This is a genomic window from Glaciecola sp. XM2 (assembly GCF_018595715.1).
GTDB lineage: Bacteria > Pseudomonadota > Gammaproteobacteria > Enterobacterales > Alteromonadaceae > Glaciecola.
This window is the reverse complement of sequence record NZ_JAHEOJ010000025.1, coordinates 65,609-82,437: the sequence shown is the minus strand read 5'-3', so window position 1 is coordinate 82,437 and position 16,829 is coordinate 65,609. Positions and strand designations below refer to the sequence as shown.

13 protein-coding genes are annotated in these 16,829 nt (G+C 45.0%); 10 read left to right on the top strand and 3 right to left on the bottom strand.

Annotation, left to right across the window (positions count from 1 at the left end; all coding sequences use genetic code 11):
• The first annotated feature begins 95 nt into the window (after positions 1-95).
• The 8 genes from KJ365_RS12385 to tldD are packed head-to-tail and all read left to right on the top strand — an operon-like array spanning position 96 to position 10,658.
• Complete coding sequence (locus KJ365_RS12385; RefSeq protein WP_214451984.1) at positions 96-1,139, top strand: rod shape-determining protein; 1,044 nt, start codon at positions 96-98, stop codon at positions 1,137-1,139.
• A gap of 27 nt (positions 1,140-1,166) precedes the next feature.
• A complete protein-coding gene (gene mreC / locus KJ365_RS12380; RefSeq protein WP_214451983.1) occupies positions 1,167-2,054 on the top strand; it encodes a rod shape-determining protein MreC in 888 nt (295 codons plus the stop codon).
• Positions 2,044-2,520 carry a rod shape-determining protein MreD gene (mreD, locus tag KJ365_RS12375; protein WP_214451982.1) on the top strand — a complete coding sequence of 159 codons (477 nt, stop codon included), beginning with the start codon at positions 2,044-2,046 and terminating at the stop codon, positions 2,518-2,520. The genes mreC and mreD overlap by 11 nt, the downstream gene beginning before the upstream one ends.
• Before the next feature lie 5 nt (positions 2,521-2,525).
• The gene (locus KJ365_RS12370) at positions 2,526-3,083 is read left to right on the top strand and encodes a Maf family protein (protein WP_214451981.1); all 558 of its coding nucleotides are present in this window, start codon (positions 2,526-2,528) and stop codon (positions 3,081-3,083) included.
• 5 nt (positions 3,084-3,088) lie between these two features.
• A complete protein-coding gene (gene rng, locus KJ365_RS12365) occupies positions 3,089-4,555 on the top strand; it encodes a ribonuclease G (RefSeq protein WP_214452205.1) in 1,467 nt (488 codons plus the stop codon).
• Positions 4,552-8,403 carry a YhdP family protein gene (locus tag KJ365_RS12360; protein ID WP_214451980.1) on the top strand — a complete coding sequence of 1,284 codons (3,852 nt, stop codon included), beginning with the start codon at positions 4,552-4,554 and terminating at the stop codon, positions 8,401-8,403. Before rng ends, KJ365_RS12360 begins: the two co-directional genes overlap by 4 nt.
• Positions 8,396-9,220, top strand: coding sequence for a carbon-nitrogen hydrolase family protein (locus KJ365_RS12355; RefSeq protein WP_214451979.1), 825 nt, complete (start codon positions 8,396-8,398; stop codon positions 9,218-9,220). Before KJ365_RS12360 ends, KJ365_RS12355 begins: the two co-directional genes overlap by 8 nt.
• Positions 9,213-10,658, top strand: coding sequence for a metalloprotease TldD (tldD, locus tag KJ365_RS12350; RefSeq protein ID WP_214451978.1), 1,446 nt, complete (start codon positions 9,213-9,215; stop codon positions 10,656-10,658). Before KJ365_RS12355 ends, tldD begins: the two co-directional genes overlap by 8 nt.
• 13 nt (positions 10,659-10,671) lie before the next feature.
• Here tldD and KJ365_RS12345 read toward each other — a convergent pair whose 3' ends face one another.
• Both KJ365_RS12345 and KJ365_RS12340 read right to left on the bottom strand, forming a co-directional pair.
• Positions 10,672-11,439, bottom strand: a complete 768-nt coding sequence (locus KJ365_RS12345; protein WP_214451977.1) for an MBL fold metallo-hydrolase — start codon at positions 11,437-11,439, stop codon at positions 10,672-10,674.
• A 71-nt stretch (positions 11,440-11,510) separates the two neighbouring features.
• Positions 11,511-11,795 (bottom strand): YebG family protein, encoded by a 285-nt coding sequence (locus KJ365_RS12340; protein ID WP_214451976.1) that lies wholly within the window; start codon positions 11,793-11,795, stop codon positions 11,511-11,513.
• Between the two features lie 198 nt (positions 11,796-11,993).
• On the opposite strand from KJ365_RS12340, the gene KJ365_RS12335 reads away from it, so the two are divergent.
• On the top strand, positions 11,994-12,593 hold the full coding sequence (locus KJ365_RS12335; RefSeq protein WP_214451975.1) for an HAD family hydrolase: 600 nt from the start codon (positions 11,994-11,996) through the stop codon (positions 12,591-12,593).
• Between the two features lie 132 nt (positions 12,594-12,725).
• On the top strand, positions 12,726-14,456 hold the full coding sequence (locus tag KJ365_RS12330) for a helix-turn-helix domain-containing protein (protein ID WP_214451974.1): 1,731 nt from the start codon (positions 12,726-12,728) through the stop codon (positions 14,454-14,456).
• Between the two features lie 9 nt (positions 14,457-14,465).
• Here the strand turns inward: KJ365_RS12330 and KJ365_RS12325 are convergent, their stop codons facing one another.
• Positions 14,466-16,685, bottom strand: coding sequence for a GspE/PulE family protein (locus KJ365_RS12325; protein WP_214451973.1), 2,220 nt, complete (start codon positions 16,683-16,685; stop codon positions 14,466-14,468).
• Positions 16,686-16,829 lie beyond the last annotated feature (144 nt).

Sequence of the window (16,829 nt, the reverse complement as noted above, 5' to 3'; positions counted from 1 at the left end):
TTGCTAAAGTTACACAATTATGTCAGCACTTGATTTTGCAAGAATTTTCGCAAAATTTTGACCAACCTAAGATTCAACAATTACAAAGGCATTCCATGTTCAAAAAGCTTCGAGGTATGTTTTCTAACGACCTTTCTATTGACCTCGGCACAGCAAACACGCTGATTTATGTGAAAGATCAAGGTATTGTACTCAACGAACCATCTGTTGTTGCGATTCGACAAGAGCGCGCTGGCGGCCCTAAAAGTGTTGCGGCGGTAGGCCATGAGGCTAAGCAAATGCTTGGTCGTACGCCGGGTAATATTAAAGCAATCCGACCGATGAAAGACGGCGTGATTGCAGATTTCTACGTTACTGAAAAAATGCTTCAGCACTTTATCAAGCAAGTACATGATAATAATTTCCTAAGACCGAGCCCACGAGTACTCGTTTGCGTACCTTGTGGTTCGACCCAAGTTGAGCGACGTGCCATTAGAGAATCAGCACTAGGTGCTGGCGCGCGAGAGGTATATCTCATCGATGAGCCAATGGCTGCGGCAATAGGTTCTGGGTTACCGGTATCAGAGGCGACCGGCTCAATGGTGGTTGATATTGGTGGTGGTACCACCGAAGTCGCCATCATCTCGCTAAATGGCGTTGTGTATTCTTCATCGGTTCGCATTGGCGGAGATAAGTTTGATGAAGCCATTATTAACTATATTCGCCGTAACTTTGGCTCGTTAATCGGAGAAGCAACAGCAGAGCGCATTAAGCACGAGATTGGCGCCGCGTACCCGGGTGAAGAAGTCAAAGAAATAGAAGTGCGCGGACGTAATTTAGCAGAAGGTGTACCTCGCGGATTCAATCTAAACAGCAATGAAATTTTAGAGGCTTTACAAGAGCCATTATCAGGTATTGTGAGTGCTGTTATGGTGGCATTAGAGCAATCTCCACCCGAGCTAGCATCTGATATTTCAGAGCGTGGCATGGTGTTAACCGGCGGTGGCGCATTGCTTAAAGACTTAGACAGGCTGCTAATGGAAGAAACAGGTATTCCGGTTGTGATTGCCGATGACCCGCTCACATGCGTTGCGCGCGGAGGCGGTAAGGCATTTGATATGATTGACATTCATGGCGGCGATCTGTTTAGTTATGAGTAGAGAATACTAAGGCACGCGTCCTTTTTCATGAATGAAGTATTTGCAAGAGGCCCATCCTTACTTACTCGCTTAGCCTTTGTGCTGAGTCTTTCTGTTGTGGCAATGTTTATTGATACCAAGGTAGAAAGCGTCAGTACTTTTCGAGCCTATCTAACGTCTTTAGTTAGTCCATTACAATATATTGCGGATATGCCAGGCGCTGCATTAAGTTGGAGCGCCTCAAGATTTACCTCACGCAAACATTTGTTAGAAGAAAATGAACTGCTGATTTCTCAAATGACGATGATGAACGAGCAGTTGCAGCGTTTTCAAGTCATTCAGCAAGAAAATCAAAATTTACGCAGTCTTCTTGATGCCCCCGTGCGGCCACAAATGCAGAAAATGATTGCTGAACTGATGGCCGTAGATAACAACCCCTACAGCCATCAAATTGTAATCAACAAAGGCGCTATTGATAATGTTTTTCCTGGTCAGTCGGTGCTTGATGAAAGCGGGATAGTCGGGCAGGTGATAGAGGTCGGTACGACCAATAGTCGCGTGTTACTGTTGTCGGATGTGACTCATGCTATACCGGCACGCATCAATCGTAACAACGTCACGCTCATTGTGAATGGCATTGGCGACGTAAATGAGCTTTCGCTAGAACATGTACCCCATAGCACCGATATGGAAGAGGGTGATTTATTAATATCTTCTGGACTTGGGAACGTGTTTGTTGAAGGTTATCCGATTGGTGTTATCAGCAGTATTTTACGTGATGAGAGTCAGCCTTTCGCCCAAGTTAAAGTGCGCCCCGCAGCAAAGCTTGACCGTTTAAAATACCTATTATTGCTTTGGCCGGTGGAAGAATCATCAGAGCAAACCTTGAGTATGACGCAAGACGAGACAGCCTCAGGTGAACAAGATGCGGAGTAATCGCACCTTCATTTTCATCACCATTTTGATTGGTCTTATCTTACAGATTATCCCCATGCCTGCTGAAGCGGATGTATATCGCCCCGATTGGCTACTAATGATTTTATGCTATTGGGCTATGGCCCTGCCAAACCGAGTGAGTATTGGTATTGCTGGCTTGACTGGGGTGGTGCTTGATTTACTCTACGGTACAGCGCTAGGTGTGCATAGTTTCGCATTGGCGGTGCCTATCTTCTTGGTCGCGGCAAACTATCAGCGTATGCGCAATCAGAGTATTCTTCAGCTGGCGGTCACCATAGGCGTGCTGTCGATGATTTATCATCTATTGATTTATTGGCTGCAGTTTTGGCTGACCAGTATTGATTTTCGTCTTACCTTTTTATGGCCAAGCGTCACCTCCATATTTTTGTGGCCTTGGTTATTTTGGTTATTGCGCAAATTTAGGCGTAAATTGGGAGTATCATAAATCCCATGCAAGAGATTGTTTTGGCATCAGCTTCTGCTCGCCGTGCTGATTTACTCAATAAAATAGTCACCCACTTTGATATTCAGCCCGCAGATATCGACGAAACGGCTCAACCTAATGAGTCATCACACGACATGGTGTTGCGTTTGGCCATGGGCAAAGCCAAAGCGGTGCTCGCTGACAGGCCTGATGCTTGTGTTATAGGCTCTGATACAGTCATTAATAAAAACAATGAGGTGCTAGGCAAGCCGCGCGACAAAGAGGACTTTTTGCGCATGATGGCATTGTTGTCTGATAGCAGTCATGAGGTATTAACTGGGGTCGCAGTGCTCACTGCCAAGCAAACGCAAAGTATCGTGGTGTCGACGCAAGTGCATTTTGCACACCTTACCGCAGAGCAAGCGATTGAGTACTGGCATACGAATGAACCAGCTGATAAAGCGGGGGGTTATGCAATTCAAGGGATTGGTGGTCAATTTATCAAATCCATACACGGCAGCTATTCGTCTGTAGTAGGTTTGCCATTGTATGAAACCAAAATGATGTTGGAGAAGGTAATTTAATGGAAATTAGAGCTGAGTTGTTAATCAACGTGACGCCCTCGGAGTCACGCGTAGCCCTGATTGAAAACGGTATACTCCAAGAGATTCATATTGAGCGCCATACCAAGAAGGGAATTGTGGGGAACATCTATAAAGCCAAAGTGATCAGAGTATTGCCAGGAATGCAGGCGGCTTTTGTGGATATTGGTCTTGAAAAAGCGGCCTTCTTACATGCCTCAGATATTGCGGTCAATGATGAACTCAAAGATGAAGTCTCGCCAAGTCAGCTTGAGCGCAAAGATATTCGCGAACTGGTGCGCGAAGGCCAACACATTGTGGTGCAGGTAGTAAAAGACCCTATCGGTACTAAAGGGGCTCGGTTGACCACTGATATTACTTTACCTTCCCGTTATTTGGTGTTTATGCCGAGCGTAACTCACGTGGGAGTCTCACAAAAAATTGAAGATGAGAGTGAACGAGAGCGCCTAAAAGAACTCGTAGCAGACTTATGTGATGAACACGGTGGTTTTATTTTGCGTACCGCTGCAGAGGGCGTCAATGGCAATGAATTGCGCCAAGACGCGGAATTTTTAAGACGCCTTTGGCGCAAAATTAAATCGCGAGAGGCTGCCAATAAAATCAATATGTTGTACGAAGATTTACCTGTTGCACGACGAGTCTTAAGAGACTTCGTAGGTACCGAAATTGAGCGCATTCGCATTGATTCAAAATTGACTTTTAAAGAACTTAAAGCCTTTACTAAAGAGTATGTGCCAGAACTTAGCAGCAAGCTTGAATACTATCAGGGCGATTTACCTATTTTTGATTTATACGACGTTGAAAATGAACTGCAGCGGGCATTAGGAAGACGAGTAGATTTAAAATCGGGTGGTTACATTATTATTGATCAAACAGAAGCAATGACCACCATTGATATCAATACCGGTGCGTTTGTTGGCCACCGAAATCTCGAAGAAACCATCTTTAATACCAATAATGAAGCGACGTTAGCCATTGCGCGCCAGCTCAGACTTCGTAATTTAGGTGGCATGATTTTAATCGATTTTATCGATATGATGGAACCGGACCATCAACGCAGGGTCTTACATTCATTAGAGCAGGCGATGAGTAAAGACCGCGCCAAATCGAGCATTTACGGATTTACGCAATTAGGTTTAGTTGAGATGACGCGAAAGCGCACTCGCGAGTCCTTAGAGCATCAACTTTGCGGTGAATGCCCAGCCTGCCAAGGCCGCGGGTCAATTAAGACGATTGAGACCATTTGCTTTGAAATTACCCGTGAGGTCGTCAGAGTAAATCGTGCGTATAACGCCGACAAGTTTGTCGTGTATGCATCAGTGCCAGTGACAGAAGCATTACTTGGCGAAGAGTCTCATGTACTTGCGGAGTTAGAAGCGTTTGTTGGTAAGCAGATTAAAGTACATACGGAGCATTTATATCATCAAGACAAGTTTGATGTGGTAATGATGTGAGCACAGCCACTGCAATTACTACGATAGTTCTCAGAAAACTATGGACCTTAGTGGCCGTAGTGTTAGTAGTGTTTGCTCTATTAATCAGTCTGTTACGTTATTCCTTGCCCATGCTAGATGAGCGCAAGCACTTAATAGAAGGGTTTGTACAAAACGAATATAACATCGATATTAGCATTGGTAGTGTTGCGGCGACATGGTCTGCAAGCGGTCCAAGCCTGCGTTTCAGCGATGTGAAAGTGCGCCAAACTGAGCAGTCTCCTGTTTCATTCGAAGTCGAAGATGTGTATTTATCGATAGAGTTTTGGTCGAGCTTGTTCAGCGCCAAGCTTCAATCAAAAAACGTTACTTTGTCTGATTTAAATGTGACCTTAGATCTCACGCAAATCGAAGCATCTCCAGGCTCCAATTTTCCTATTTTAACCGCGCTAGAGTCAGTCTTTCTTGAACAGCTAACTAATTTCTCGATACGTAATAGTGACATTACCCTGATCACTGAAGCCAATCAAAAGATGATTCGCGTGAGACAATTGTCTTGGCTAAACCGCGATAACCGCCACCAAGGCTTAGGTGAGCTAGCATTGCAGGGCTTTGCATCGAATACGGCTATCTTTGTGCTAGATCTTACCGGTGATGTGGATAGTTATGATGGTGTGCTCTATGCAAAAGGTGCTGATCTTGATGTTTCCCCATGGGTAAATGAATTTGCATCCATAGAAAGCACGCTGTTACGAAGCAAAGGTAATTTCACCGTTTGGGCAGACATTCAGGAAGGTCGATTTAGCAGTGTCAGGGGCGTTATTGAAAACAGTGAGTTTGATTGGGAAACAGCAGACGACAGCGTTTTGAATACACGAGTATCAGCACAATTTAAGGCGCTACCAAACAATGAAGAATGGTTATTCTCAATTGCTGATGTGACCCTAGACAGCGGTACAAGCGAGTCTATCAGTCAATGGAGCGGCACATACTCCGCGCAAGCCGGGCTGTATTTCACCAACACCAATACTGTGATGCTTGGAGAAGCAACACCCTTTGTCAGTATTTTCAATCACCAGCTCGCTACTCTTTTTGATGACGCTAACTTTAACGCGACGATTGAGCAATTGCATGTCAAAGCAGATGCATCAGGGTTGCATATATTGACACAAAAAAATGAATTGTCGTGGGATGCGTATCAAACGTCTCCCGGGTTAGATAAATTATGGGTTGATGTGTTTTGGTCACACAACGCGGGCAAGATAAGACTTTACAGTGAAGATGCGGCTGTCGAGACCGCAGCACTGTTTGACCGTAACTTGACTCTAGATCGGCTCGACATTCCCGTGTTTATTACATCGCAAGCCAACGGTGCATCCTTTATCAGTAAAGATGGCATCTTAGAAATTGACGATGTCACCTTATTCCCACGGGTCAGCTATAACACATACGATGACAATTTATCGATTATTGTGGGCATTGAGCAACTTGCACTGAGCAAGGTCCCGTCATTATTACCAAATGCATATATGGGGCAAAATGCTAAGCAGTATCTAAGCCGCGCTTTTACCGGTGCAGGCCGAGTAAACGGCGCGCACGTGTTGTGGCATGGCCGTGCCCAAGATTTTCCATTTGATGATAATTCGGGTGTATTTCAGGCGTCTGTAGATATTCGTGATGCCGACTTTATGTTTTCCGACCGCTGGCCAAGCCTTAGCGAGCTAGACATTCAATTGTTATTCGAAAACAAAGGGTTAAAAATGACCGCTAATAGCGGACAGTTGCAAGATGTTTCGTTAAGTAATTTACGCGCACAAATTCCCGAGCTGACCAATAATGCCATGCTCACTATCTTGGCTGATGGTCAAAGCGAGGGCGAAGCAGTCGCTCGCTTGTTTACACAAAGCACACTGCAAAACAGCCTCGGTCGCGTGTTGAGCAACGACGTCATTGTCTCTGGGCCGGTTAGCACAGAATTAGGGCTTTATATTCCGCTGTCTAACGTTGCCGGTATTCGAGCGATAGGCGAGGCAAAATTGCGCGACAGTGATGTTAGGATCACCGCACTAGGTCTAGACTTTACAAGTGCGAATGGCATCGTCGCATTTGACAATGAAAATTTGAGCATTACCGGTCTTGATGCTGCTTTAGTTGACCAACCGGTAACTATTAATCTTATCGGGCAACAACTTCCAAACTCCTACGATTTAGACATTGATATTCAAGGTGAGTGGGATATTGATCCTCTTGTTGAGCGATATGCCGTTAATTTTACCGATACCTTGTCAGGCAGCGCACAATGGCTGCTTAACGTGGGCGTGAGTTTAAATGCACAAGAGTATTCCTATACCGCAAACCTCTCAAGTAACTTATACGAATTGGACGCTTCTCTGCCGGCGCCATTTTATAAACCCGCCCAGCAAGCGTTGCCCTTTGAGCTATTTGCAAGTGGCAATAATATGGCCTCGAACATTGAAATTACTTTAGGAAAGGATGTCACCTTTGAGGGAGTGCTGCCCCACAAAGAGAGGCAGTTTAGCCGTGCGCATCTGGCTTTGGGTCAAACTGATTTTGTTGGCATGGGTGTTGGCTTTAGTGTTAGCGCAAACTTGCCTTCCGTAGAACTTGAACCTTGGATCAATAGCGTTAAAGGCATTGTCGGAGGGATAAGTTCGAATACCAAGCCGATTTTACCTGCGCCAGAACGAATTTTTGCCCAAACTGATCAGTTGCTAGTATTAGGTACGCGTATCACAGATGTAAATGTCACGGCAAAACGATTAGATAGGGATTGGCAGCTTGAGGTAGACGCAGATCAACTGAGAGGTAATGCGGACATCAGTGAGTCTTGGCTCTCAAAAGGAGTTCGCATCAATGCTGATTATCTTAAATTGAATGACGTCGATCTTACCGCATCGGTTAACGCGCAATCCGAAGACTTTGACCCAACAACCCTGCCTCTTATCAATTTAGTGTGCGAAGTCTGTGAGGTCTCTGATGTAAAATTAGGCCGAGTCGTTCTAGAAGCTGAGCCTAATGATGATGGCCTAGAAATAAAGCGTCTACAGATCGAAGCCGAAAATGGTGATATTAATGCTTCAGGTCAATGGTACAAGCGACATCAAGACCACTTTACTTTCATTGCGGGTGATGTTGAAAGTAATGACTTTGGTCGACTCTTAAGTAACCTTGGTTTCGAATCAGGCATCAAAGATTCACAAGCAGAGCTCGATTTTGCCTTAACATGGCAGCAATCGCCGATGGAGTTTTCGTTAGAGCAGCTCGATGGTCAAATAAACTGGGAGTTAAGTGACGGTTATCTGGCTGAAGTCAGCGACAAAGGCTCAAGGATTTTTACGTTATTGAGCCTTAACTCATTAGTGCGCAAATTGTCATTAGATTTTAGGGACGTCTTCGCCAAAGGCTTCTTCTATGACGAGATGGGCGGCAGTGTACAAATCACCGATGGCAAAGCCGATACTCGAGATACCAGTATTGACGGTGCTGCTGGCGAAATCGAGATTTATGGCTACACAGACTTAGTCTCTCAAGAGCTTAACTACAATATTAGCTTTACGCCTAATGTGACTGGGAACCTACCGGTGTTGGTGTACTTCTTCACGGTAAGTCCGCCTTCAGCCCTCGCTGCGCTTGCCATTGATCAGGTATTGACGTCAGCCAAAGTGATCTCCAATGTGAATTATTCGGTTTCTGGAACCCTTGATGATCCTGTTCTAATTGAAACAGGGCGACAAAGCACCGATGTGGCTCTGCCGACTCGTCGAGATGCAATGCAAGATGAACAAAGACCGCTTTTCTTACCTCCTACAGAAGAAGATTTATTGCCAATAGAGCGTGAAGATGGCTGATTTAATTGCGCTTCAAATGAATACGAGTGCTGATTTGGCAAGCAATATGAGGCACATCGAAAGCCAATTGAAACGCTTTCGACAACGCACAGACGCACCAGCATTGGCGGTACTTCCAGAATGCGCACCTTTATTCGGATGTAATGGCGCGTTGCAACTTGCTAGTGCAGAGCCTTATGGCGATGGTCCCATTCAGCGAACCTTTAGTGAACTAGCCCAGCGTTTTAACCTGTACCTGGTCGCTGGGACGATGCCTTTAGTCAGTCCTGAGTCTCATCGATACTATGCAGCAAGCCTAGTGTATGCACCCGATGGAAAGTGCGTTAGCCGCTATCACAAAATTCACCTTTTCGATGTAGAGGTAAACGACAAAACTAAAGCGTATCAAGAGTCTAAGTACACTTATCCAGGCAGTTATATTAGCCGCTTTGCGAGCCCTTGGGGTGACGTAGGGCAGTCAGTCTGTTACGATCTTCGATTCCCCAGCATGTTTACCGCGATGATGCCGATGAATATATTAGTCGTACCAAGCGCCTTTACGAAAGTGACCGGAAAGGCGCATTGGCACGCGCTGTTGCGTTCACGCAGTATTGAGTTACAGTGCTATGTGATTGCGGCGAATCAGGTGGGAGTGCACGCTGATGGTCGCGAAACATTTGGCCATTCATGTATTTATTCTCCATGGGGAGAGCTACTGTCTGTGGTCGAAAAAGAAGAGGGCTTTGCCAGCGCCACCTTCGATCTAGAGCGACTCACCAAGATACGCCAAAATATGCCTGTATTTACACACACACAAGAGAGATACGAATTTGAATAACCCAGTGGTTGAACGTTTATTGCATACTTCAGGCCTTGATCAAAACAAGGTAAACCTGCTTTTAGAGCAGATGATGCAGCGTCAAAATACCTTCGCAGATATGTATTTTCAGTCTAGTCAGCATGAGAGCTGGGTATTGGAAGATGGGATTATAAAAGACGGTAGTTACAACATTGAGCGCGGTGTTGGTGTAAGGGCAATTGCCCAAGAAAAGACCAGTTTTGCGTATTCAGATGAAATCACCTTAGATGCATTGACTAGCGCATGCATGGCGGCAAGGAATATTGCGCCTGCTGGCGGTAGTCAAAAAATACCTGCACTTGATATGCACTCGCACAAGTCGCTTTACACAGACAGCAACCCACTGTTGTCAATGTCTGATGATGATAAAATCGCCATCTTACGCCAAGTCGATGCCTATGTGCGCAAACAAGAACCAAACGTCAGCCAAGTGGTTGTGAGTTTAACCGGTGTGTATGAAGAAATATTAGTAGCAGCAACCGATGGTACATTTGCAACGGATATCCGCCCACTTATTCGCTTAAACTGCAGTGTGTTGCTTGAAAAAGACGGTAAACGTGAGCGCGGCGCCTCTGGTTGCGGTGGCCGCAGAACCTACGATTTCTTTCAACAAACCGTTGCCAGCGGCCTGTTACGTTTTGAGCAATTAGCTGAAGATGCATTGCATATGGCACGAGTTAATCTAGAGGCTATACCAGCTCCGGCTGGCGCAATGCCTGTGGTGCTTGGTAGCGGTTGGCCTGGTGTGTTGTTACATGAGGCAGTAGGTCATGGCCTAGAGGGCGATTTCAATCGAAAAGGCGCGTCAACTTTCAGCGGAAGAATTGGAGAGCAAGTTGCTTCAAAAGGTGTCACCGTGGTTGATGACGGGACGTTAGCTGACCGCCGTGGCTCACTTTCCATCGACGATGAAGGCACGCCAACTCAATACAATACGCTTATTGAAGATGGTGTTTTAACCGGATACATGCAAGATAAAATGAATGCGTCTTTGATGGGCGTACCGGCAACGGGCAACGGCAGACGTGAATCCTATGCGCACCTGCCTATGCCAAGAATGACCAATACTTACATGCTCGCAGGCCAATACAGTCAAGAAGAAATCATCAGCAGCGTTACTAAGGGTATTTACGCACCTAACTTCGGTGGTGGGCAAGTGGATATTACCTCTGGTAAGTTTGTGTTTTCTACATCAGAAGCATACTTGATAGAAAATGGAAAAATTACCCATCCGATAAAAGGGGCCACTTTAATAGGAAATGGACCTGAATCGATGCAAAAGATATCGATGATTGGAAATGACCTAGCGCTAGATGATGGCGTTGGAGTATGCGGTAAAGACGGTCAGTCAGTTCCAGTTGGAGTAGGGCAGCCTAGTTTAAAAATTGATGAAATTACCGTCGGCGGTACCGCATAGGACGGTAATAATGTCACGACTTCTGAGAGTCGAAGCCAAAACCTAAGTGCTTTTTCGCAATGTTAAAAATCGCTTGTTTGTTGCTTTGACCAACTTTGGGGGTTTGTACCATTATATCGTCTAACACTTGAGTGGAAATCGTTTGTGGCTCGACATGTGCCATGAGTATTTTAAACCCTTCAAACGCTTTTAATTTAGCAACTGACTCACGATATATGTTAGGAAAGTGCACAGGATATGGTGGTGTGAGCTGCTTTTTGTTGCTTACAATGAGATCTGCCACATATATCAATTCATGCTTTTCGCTATAAATCGATATGTCCATGTGGGTGTGACCAGGCGTAGCGACAATGCTCCATTGCTCAAAGCCTGGAACCGGCTGACCATCTTGTAGCTGGACATCGGCACGAAGCTTTCTTGGATACCAGATTAAACGACGTTTTCGCCCTAGCCGCCCTGCAACCCAGTGTGTGAGCAAAATGTCAGTAAGATGTGAGAAGCGCCCAGAAAGCCCCTCATACCAATGGTGTTCAAACACACCTGATACCACAAGACAGCCAGTCTTTTCTCTTAAATAATGGGCACATCCGGCGTGGTCAGGGTGCATATGTGTAACCATGACCACTTTTAAATCTGTTAGGGGACGTTTAAGGGTTGTGCGAAAGTAATCAGATACAATATCAAAATCGGCGCGGCAACCACCATCTAGCAGCATACAACCGTGCTCATACTCGATTAAGTATATATTTTGAATATAGCCTTTCAGCCGGTGCAGTTGCATAAGTGATTTTGTGAATCAAAATAATAACTCATCGTACCACTTGTCAATCAAAAAAGCATCTTCTTAAGATGCTATGCTTTTTTCATTGCAACGACGTCAGCTTTCTCAGCGTCAAGTAAGGTATCAGCTTCAGCGCCTTTTAATAGTTTGCTCACGGCATCTTTGTTTTTTGCTATGAGTATCGACAATTCTTCAGCTAGTTCTTCGTCTAATTCAATGCCTTTTCCTTGAATATACACGGATAAATTGTCTGCGATGCCTAGCATCTTGTCGTATTGGTCGGCTTCTTTTTTGTCTTTTGTTACCAATTTGTCGACTCCTTTATGTTGCACCACGTACTGAGTGATAACAGCCATACGAATCTCCTCTTATGTTGGCTAAGGGATTTTACTATGATGATGCCCATACTATACGTATATCAACTGTATAAATAAACAGTTTTATATAAAATACAGCTAACATGTGCTCGACCATTGTTAACGTATTTTTGGTCTAAATTAACCAAACTCCCGTTTTTTTAAGACGGGCTGTGCACACAACGAGGAAGTAACCATATGTTTTGTTTTACAAAAGTTAAGGGGATCATCTTTGATTTAGATGACACGCTCGTACATGCAAACCTTAATTTTGCAGAAATAAAAGCGGCAGTAGGTTGTGCGCCTGAGGATGATATTCTCACTCATATTCAAAATATTTCTTGCGCAGAAAAACGCAATGAGGCGGCAGCGACGGTTTTGCGCTATGAGTTAGAGGATGCACAAACTTCTAGGCTTATTCGCGGAGCGGGGCATTTTGTTGAACGTGCCTTGGCAGCGCAGTTGCCTTTAGCGATAGTCACCCGTAACTGCCAGCAAGCCACGCAGATTAAATTGCATCAAAACGATATTCCAATTGATACCGTCTTGACTCGCGAAGATGCTGCCCCAAAACCCGATCCAGAGGCGCTTTTGCATATCGCATCGATGTGGCGCAACGAGCGGCAATTTGAGCTTTCAGAAATTGCCTATATTGGTGACTATAAGTATGACATTGAGGCTGCGCACAACGCTGGCATGCAGGCGTGGTTGTATACTTATTGCGCAACAAATATCCGTTATGAAGATGGTTTGCGCTATATTAGCAAGTCTGAATCACCCCTTAATTTAGAGTTGTAAGATTATTGTTTAAGTTGTTTTTAAGAAGCTTCTTTTTTAACCGATTTGTGACTTACATGCTCAATATTTATCTTTTAAAGGTCGAAACATACGGAAATAAATATATAGATAAGTAGTAAAAGGAAGTTAGCAGTGGATGCAGTTTATGTGGTTATGTCGAGCGCTTGGTTCTCGGCAGATATAATATCCTTGCTCGATTTATTCCTATTCGTAATGTCTTTTGCGATGGGGAATATCGTGTATAAAAAAATAGCAAAAGGGCGCGATGTTGCCAAACCAAGAGGTCAAAATAAAACCTTTGTCACACGTCAAGAGAGCCTCTATCACAAGCGAGTGCTTGAAAGAAGCCAGCGCACCCTTCAACGAGTTGTTAAAGAACTTATTAGCAAACAGCACGTACTGGCTGATCGAAAAGAATATGCGTCGGTCTTGCAAACCCCGTTACGAGATAACTTGCACCAGTTACGCTCGCTAGCATCAGAATTAAGCGGGGCGCAGTACAGCAACAACCCTTTTCATTCAGGTGAATCGGAAGTGACCTACGCTAGTATAAAGGCTACCAGTCATTATGTCGTCAACGACATTCTGCCAGCACTAAAAAATGCCGCCCTGCAGAGGGACATGGATTTGACTGCAGGCACTTTAGATAACGCTCAGCTAAATATTCCAAGTGGGATGGCTGATAAAATGCTAAGAGAGCTTTTAATCAATGCCATCATGCATAACCCAGCAACCACGCAAATTAGTATCAATTGCTACGTACAAACAAACCAAGCCATATTTGAAGTGTGCGACAACGGGATGGGTATCAGTGCCGATGTAACGCAACAAGCCATCGCTGCAGAAGAGGCTCAGCGGGTTCATCGGCAAAGGCGATTGTCGGATGCAGAGACACACTTAAGCCTGGCATCGGTAAACATGTTAGCAAGACTTCACGGTGGCGATCTTGAGATTAAAACTGCGATTGGTTGGGGCACACATATCCGCTTAACGTTGCCGTGCTCCAAAATACAGCCGCACTTTTCAATACGCGCACGTCCAAGGCATTCAGTGGTCGACATGCGGGACAAGACGCGTCGCCAAAAAGTCATGATCATTGCTGATCAACCGCATATCATTGCACAACTGAGCCAGCATTTTGCTCACCAATATGTGTTAGATGTGCACTCGTCATTAGATAGCGCCCTGCTTGCCATATCGAGCTATCGACCAGATGTAATCATTGCTGATTTTAGTTGGCAAGTTGCATTGACCATCCAGCTATGCAAGTTCCTGCGCGTGACCAAAGCATTTCAGAGTATACCTGTGTTAATGCTTGCAACCGCTGCCGATACCCGCACCCGCATCAAAGCTTATGCTAGTGGCGTCAGTGCCATTATCGATAAACCCCTAGATGTGCATGAAGTAAAAGTTGTCATTGAAAATGTACTAAGTCTTCGTCAGGCAGATGCTTGCGAACATTTACATACAGGCTCTACATCTCTAGTAGGTGAAAGCCACAAATCGTATTGGTTAAATGCGCTACAAACTGATGGGGCTGGCACGGGTGCGTTTAAAGACAAGTTTGAATCGGTCATTACACAGCATTACCAAGATGAAAGTTTTAATCGTACTAAGGCTGCCTCACTGCTGAATATGAGTGAAAAGACCTTGCAACGCAGATTAAGAGACATTTATGACAGTGGATTTAGAGAATACCTAAGGCGCTTTCGTTTAGATAAGGCCAAAACGGCTTTACTAAACGGTCAAACCATCACCCACGTGTGTTTTGACGTGGGGTTTGGTTCTACTTCATATTTTGGACAATGTTTTAAGCATGAGTTTGGTTACTCACCATCTATGCTCACAAAAGCGAGTGCATAGTGTCATTATCTAGTCAGAGCCACCAAGAATTTGTACTTGAGGGATGTCAGTATCACCTTTGACTACTTTAAGAATTGCGTCTTGAGTCAGTGTGCGCATGCCGTCGTTCATCGCCTGCGCTTTCATTTTACTCACCGCTGCTTCCTTGTACACGAGCGCTCGCAGTTCATTGGTCATACTTAATAACTCGTGCACGCCGGTACGGCCTTTGTAGCCTGTATCACCGCAATTATCGCAACCTTTAGCACGGTGCAGGGTAATGTTCTCGCCTAACTCAAGTTCATCAAAATACTCTGCGCCGTATTGGCGTTTAAGAAAAGCAATATCGTCTTCGTTAGCTTGGTAAGGTTCTCTACAGCTTCCGCAAAGCGTCCTAATCAAGCGTTGCGCGAGGATACCAACACACGCGTCTGAGAAGTTGACAGGGTCAAGCCCTAAATCGAGTAAGCGCGTAATGGTCTCAGGCGCCGAGTTGGTGTGAAGTGTAGATAGCACCAAGTGACCTGTAAGAGATGCCTCAATACCCGCGTGGGCAGTTTCTTTATCACGCATCTCACCGATAAGAATGATGTCGGGGTCAGCACGTAAAAAGGCGCGAAGAGCGTTGGCAAATGTAAAACCAATTTTTGGGCTAACTTGCACCTGTTGTAGACCAGGCTGGGTAATTTCCACCGGGTCTTCCGCGGTCCAAATCTTTTTATCAGGGGTGTTTAAGTAGCCAAGGATAGCATGTAGCGTAGTAGTTTTACCCGAACCTGTCGGTCCTACTACTAGCATGATCCCATGGGGCTTTTTGATCATCGCTTCAATCATGTTCATATTGCGTGGCGATAAATTCATTTTTTCAATCGGCATTGCCCCGCCAGTGGCCAAGATACGCATAACTACGCCCTCACCAGCAACCGTTGGGATGGTTGCAACACGAACCTCTACGGGTTGGCCTGACATTTTAAATGCTAATTTGCCATCTTGTGGAATGCGCTTTTCGGCGATGTTAAGGCTTGACATGATCTTAATACGCGCGATTACTGCGTTATGGTGAGACGCTGGTACTTGGTTGATGTCTCTAACCACACCGTCGACACGCATTCTTACGCGAGTGGGAGCGCCTTTCTCAGGGTCAATGTGGATATCAGAGGCGTTGAGGCGCTTTGCGTCGTGCAAAATACGACTTACCAGCCTTACAACGGCCGGTGCATCTTCGGCCATTTCGTCGCTTTGGTCCTCTAATTCTTCACCAGAAGTGCCGATTTCGTCGAGGATTTCATCCATATCGCCAGGGCCAGAGCCGGCAGATGTCTCACCTAGATATTTTAAGATGTGTGTGGGTAATCCAACTGCAATTTCATAACTGTCTATACCAAGCGCACTCTCAATCTCCATTAATAATGCGGCATTGTTCGGTTCGGCCATCAACACGGTCGCATTTTCATGCGCATCGGCAATGACCGCCACGAAGTTGCGTTTTAGATAAGACAAGTTCAATCGGCTATTGCTCTGGTACATATGATACGTATCTGGCAAATAGTCGATAAATGGCACTTGGTAATGCACAGACAAGGCATTCCCAATTTCATTTTCGGGTATTCTGAATTCGGTAGTGAGTTTGCTAACAATCGCGCGAGTGTTATTTAGCTTAGCGACGTCTTCTATCACATTTTCGGTGGTCAAACCGCGCAGCACTAGATAGTCGAAAGGATTTTTGGTGCCACCTAATTCATATCTGAACTTATCGCCAAGCATTTCGGCGATTTGCATGCCGGTTTCTAAATCTTTTTGATCAAAGCCAGCGCCGTTTTTGTTGATGATCTGCATGACGCCCATCATTACGCCTGCATTCATTACAGGTATACACAGAATGCATTCAGTTTTAAATTGGCTTGCGCGGTCAAACTTTTTATCAAATCTAAGGCGTTGATGAATACTCGAAAGCTGCTCATCGTCGTATGGGTCATTGATAATTAAAGGTTGTTGAGACATCGCTACATAGCCAGCGATGGATGCAGGGCTAATCGGCACCTTGATTTCTTTGGTTTCTTGACCGGTCTTAAATCGGGCTACCAAGTCTTGTTGTTGCGCGCGTTTTTGAAACAAAGACATCCTGGCCGCATCGAAGGCCTGCAATATCAGCGGCTCTAATTTTTCATAGGCCGCCATTAAATTCGGATATTCTTTTAATTGCGCTTGTAATGACTGCAACAAGGGTGAACTTGGTAAGCTATCGAACATAACGGCTACGGTTTCCTGCTATCTTTTATCAACAAAAGGGACGATCTCTAATATGGGTTATCGGTTTAATTTAAAGTTTCATGACTACTAAAGATTAAGAATATTTAGCATGAGCGAAAATCGCTAAAAATTTAGATGCTTTAA

Coding starts and splice junctions, on each gene's coding strand:
- KJ365_RS12325 (WP_214451973.1), bottom strand. CDS start 16,685: ATGTTCGATAGCTTACCAAGTTCACCCTTGTTGCAGTCATTACAAGCG.
- KJ365_RS12355 (WP_214451979.1), top strand. CDS start 8,396: ATGGCTGATTTAATTGCGCTTCAAATGAATACGAGTGCTGATTTGGCA.
- KJ365_RS12345 (WP_214451977.1), bottom strand. CDS start 11,439: ATGCAACTGCACCGGCTGAAAGGCTATATTCAAAATATATACTTAATC.
- KJ365_RS12335 (WP_214451975.1), top strand. CDS start 11,994: ATGTTTTGTTTTACAAAAGTTAAGGGGATCATCTTTGATTTAGATGAC.
- KJ365_RS12370 (WP_214451981.1), top strand. CDS start 2,526: ATGCAAGAGATTGTTTTGGCATCAGCTTCTGCTCGCCGTGCTGATTTA.
- KJ365_RS12385 (WP_214451984.1), top strand. CDS start 96: ATGTTCAAAAAGCTTCGAGGTATGTTTTCTAACGACCTTTCTATTGAC.
- KJ365_RS12340 (WP_214451976.1), bottom strand. CDS start 11,795: ATGGCTGTTATCACTCAGTACGTGGTGCAACATAAAGGAGTCGACAAA.
- mreC (WP_214451983.1), top strand. CDS start 1,167: ATGAATGAAGTATTTGCAAGAGGCCCATCCTTACTTACTCGCTTAGCC.
- mreD (WP_214451982.1), top strand. CDS start 2,044: ATGCGGAGTAATCGCACCTTCATTTTCATCACCATTTTGATTGGTCTT.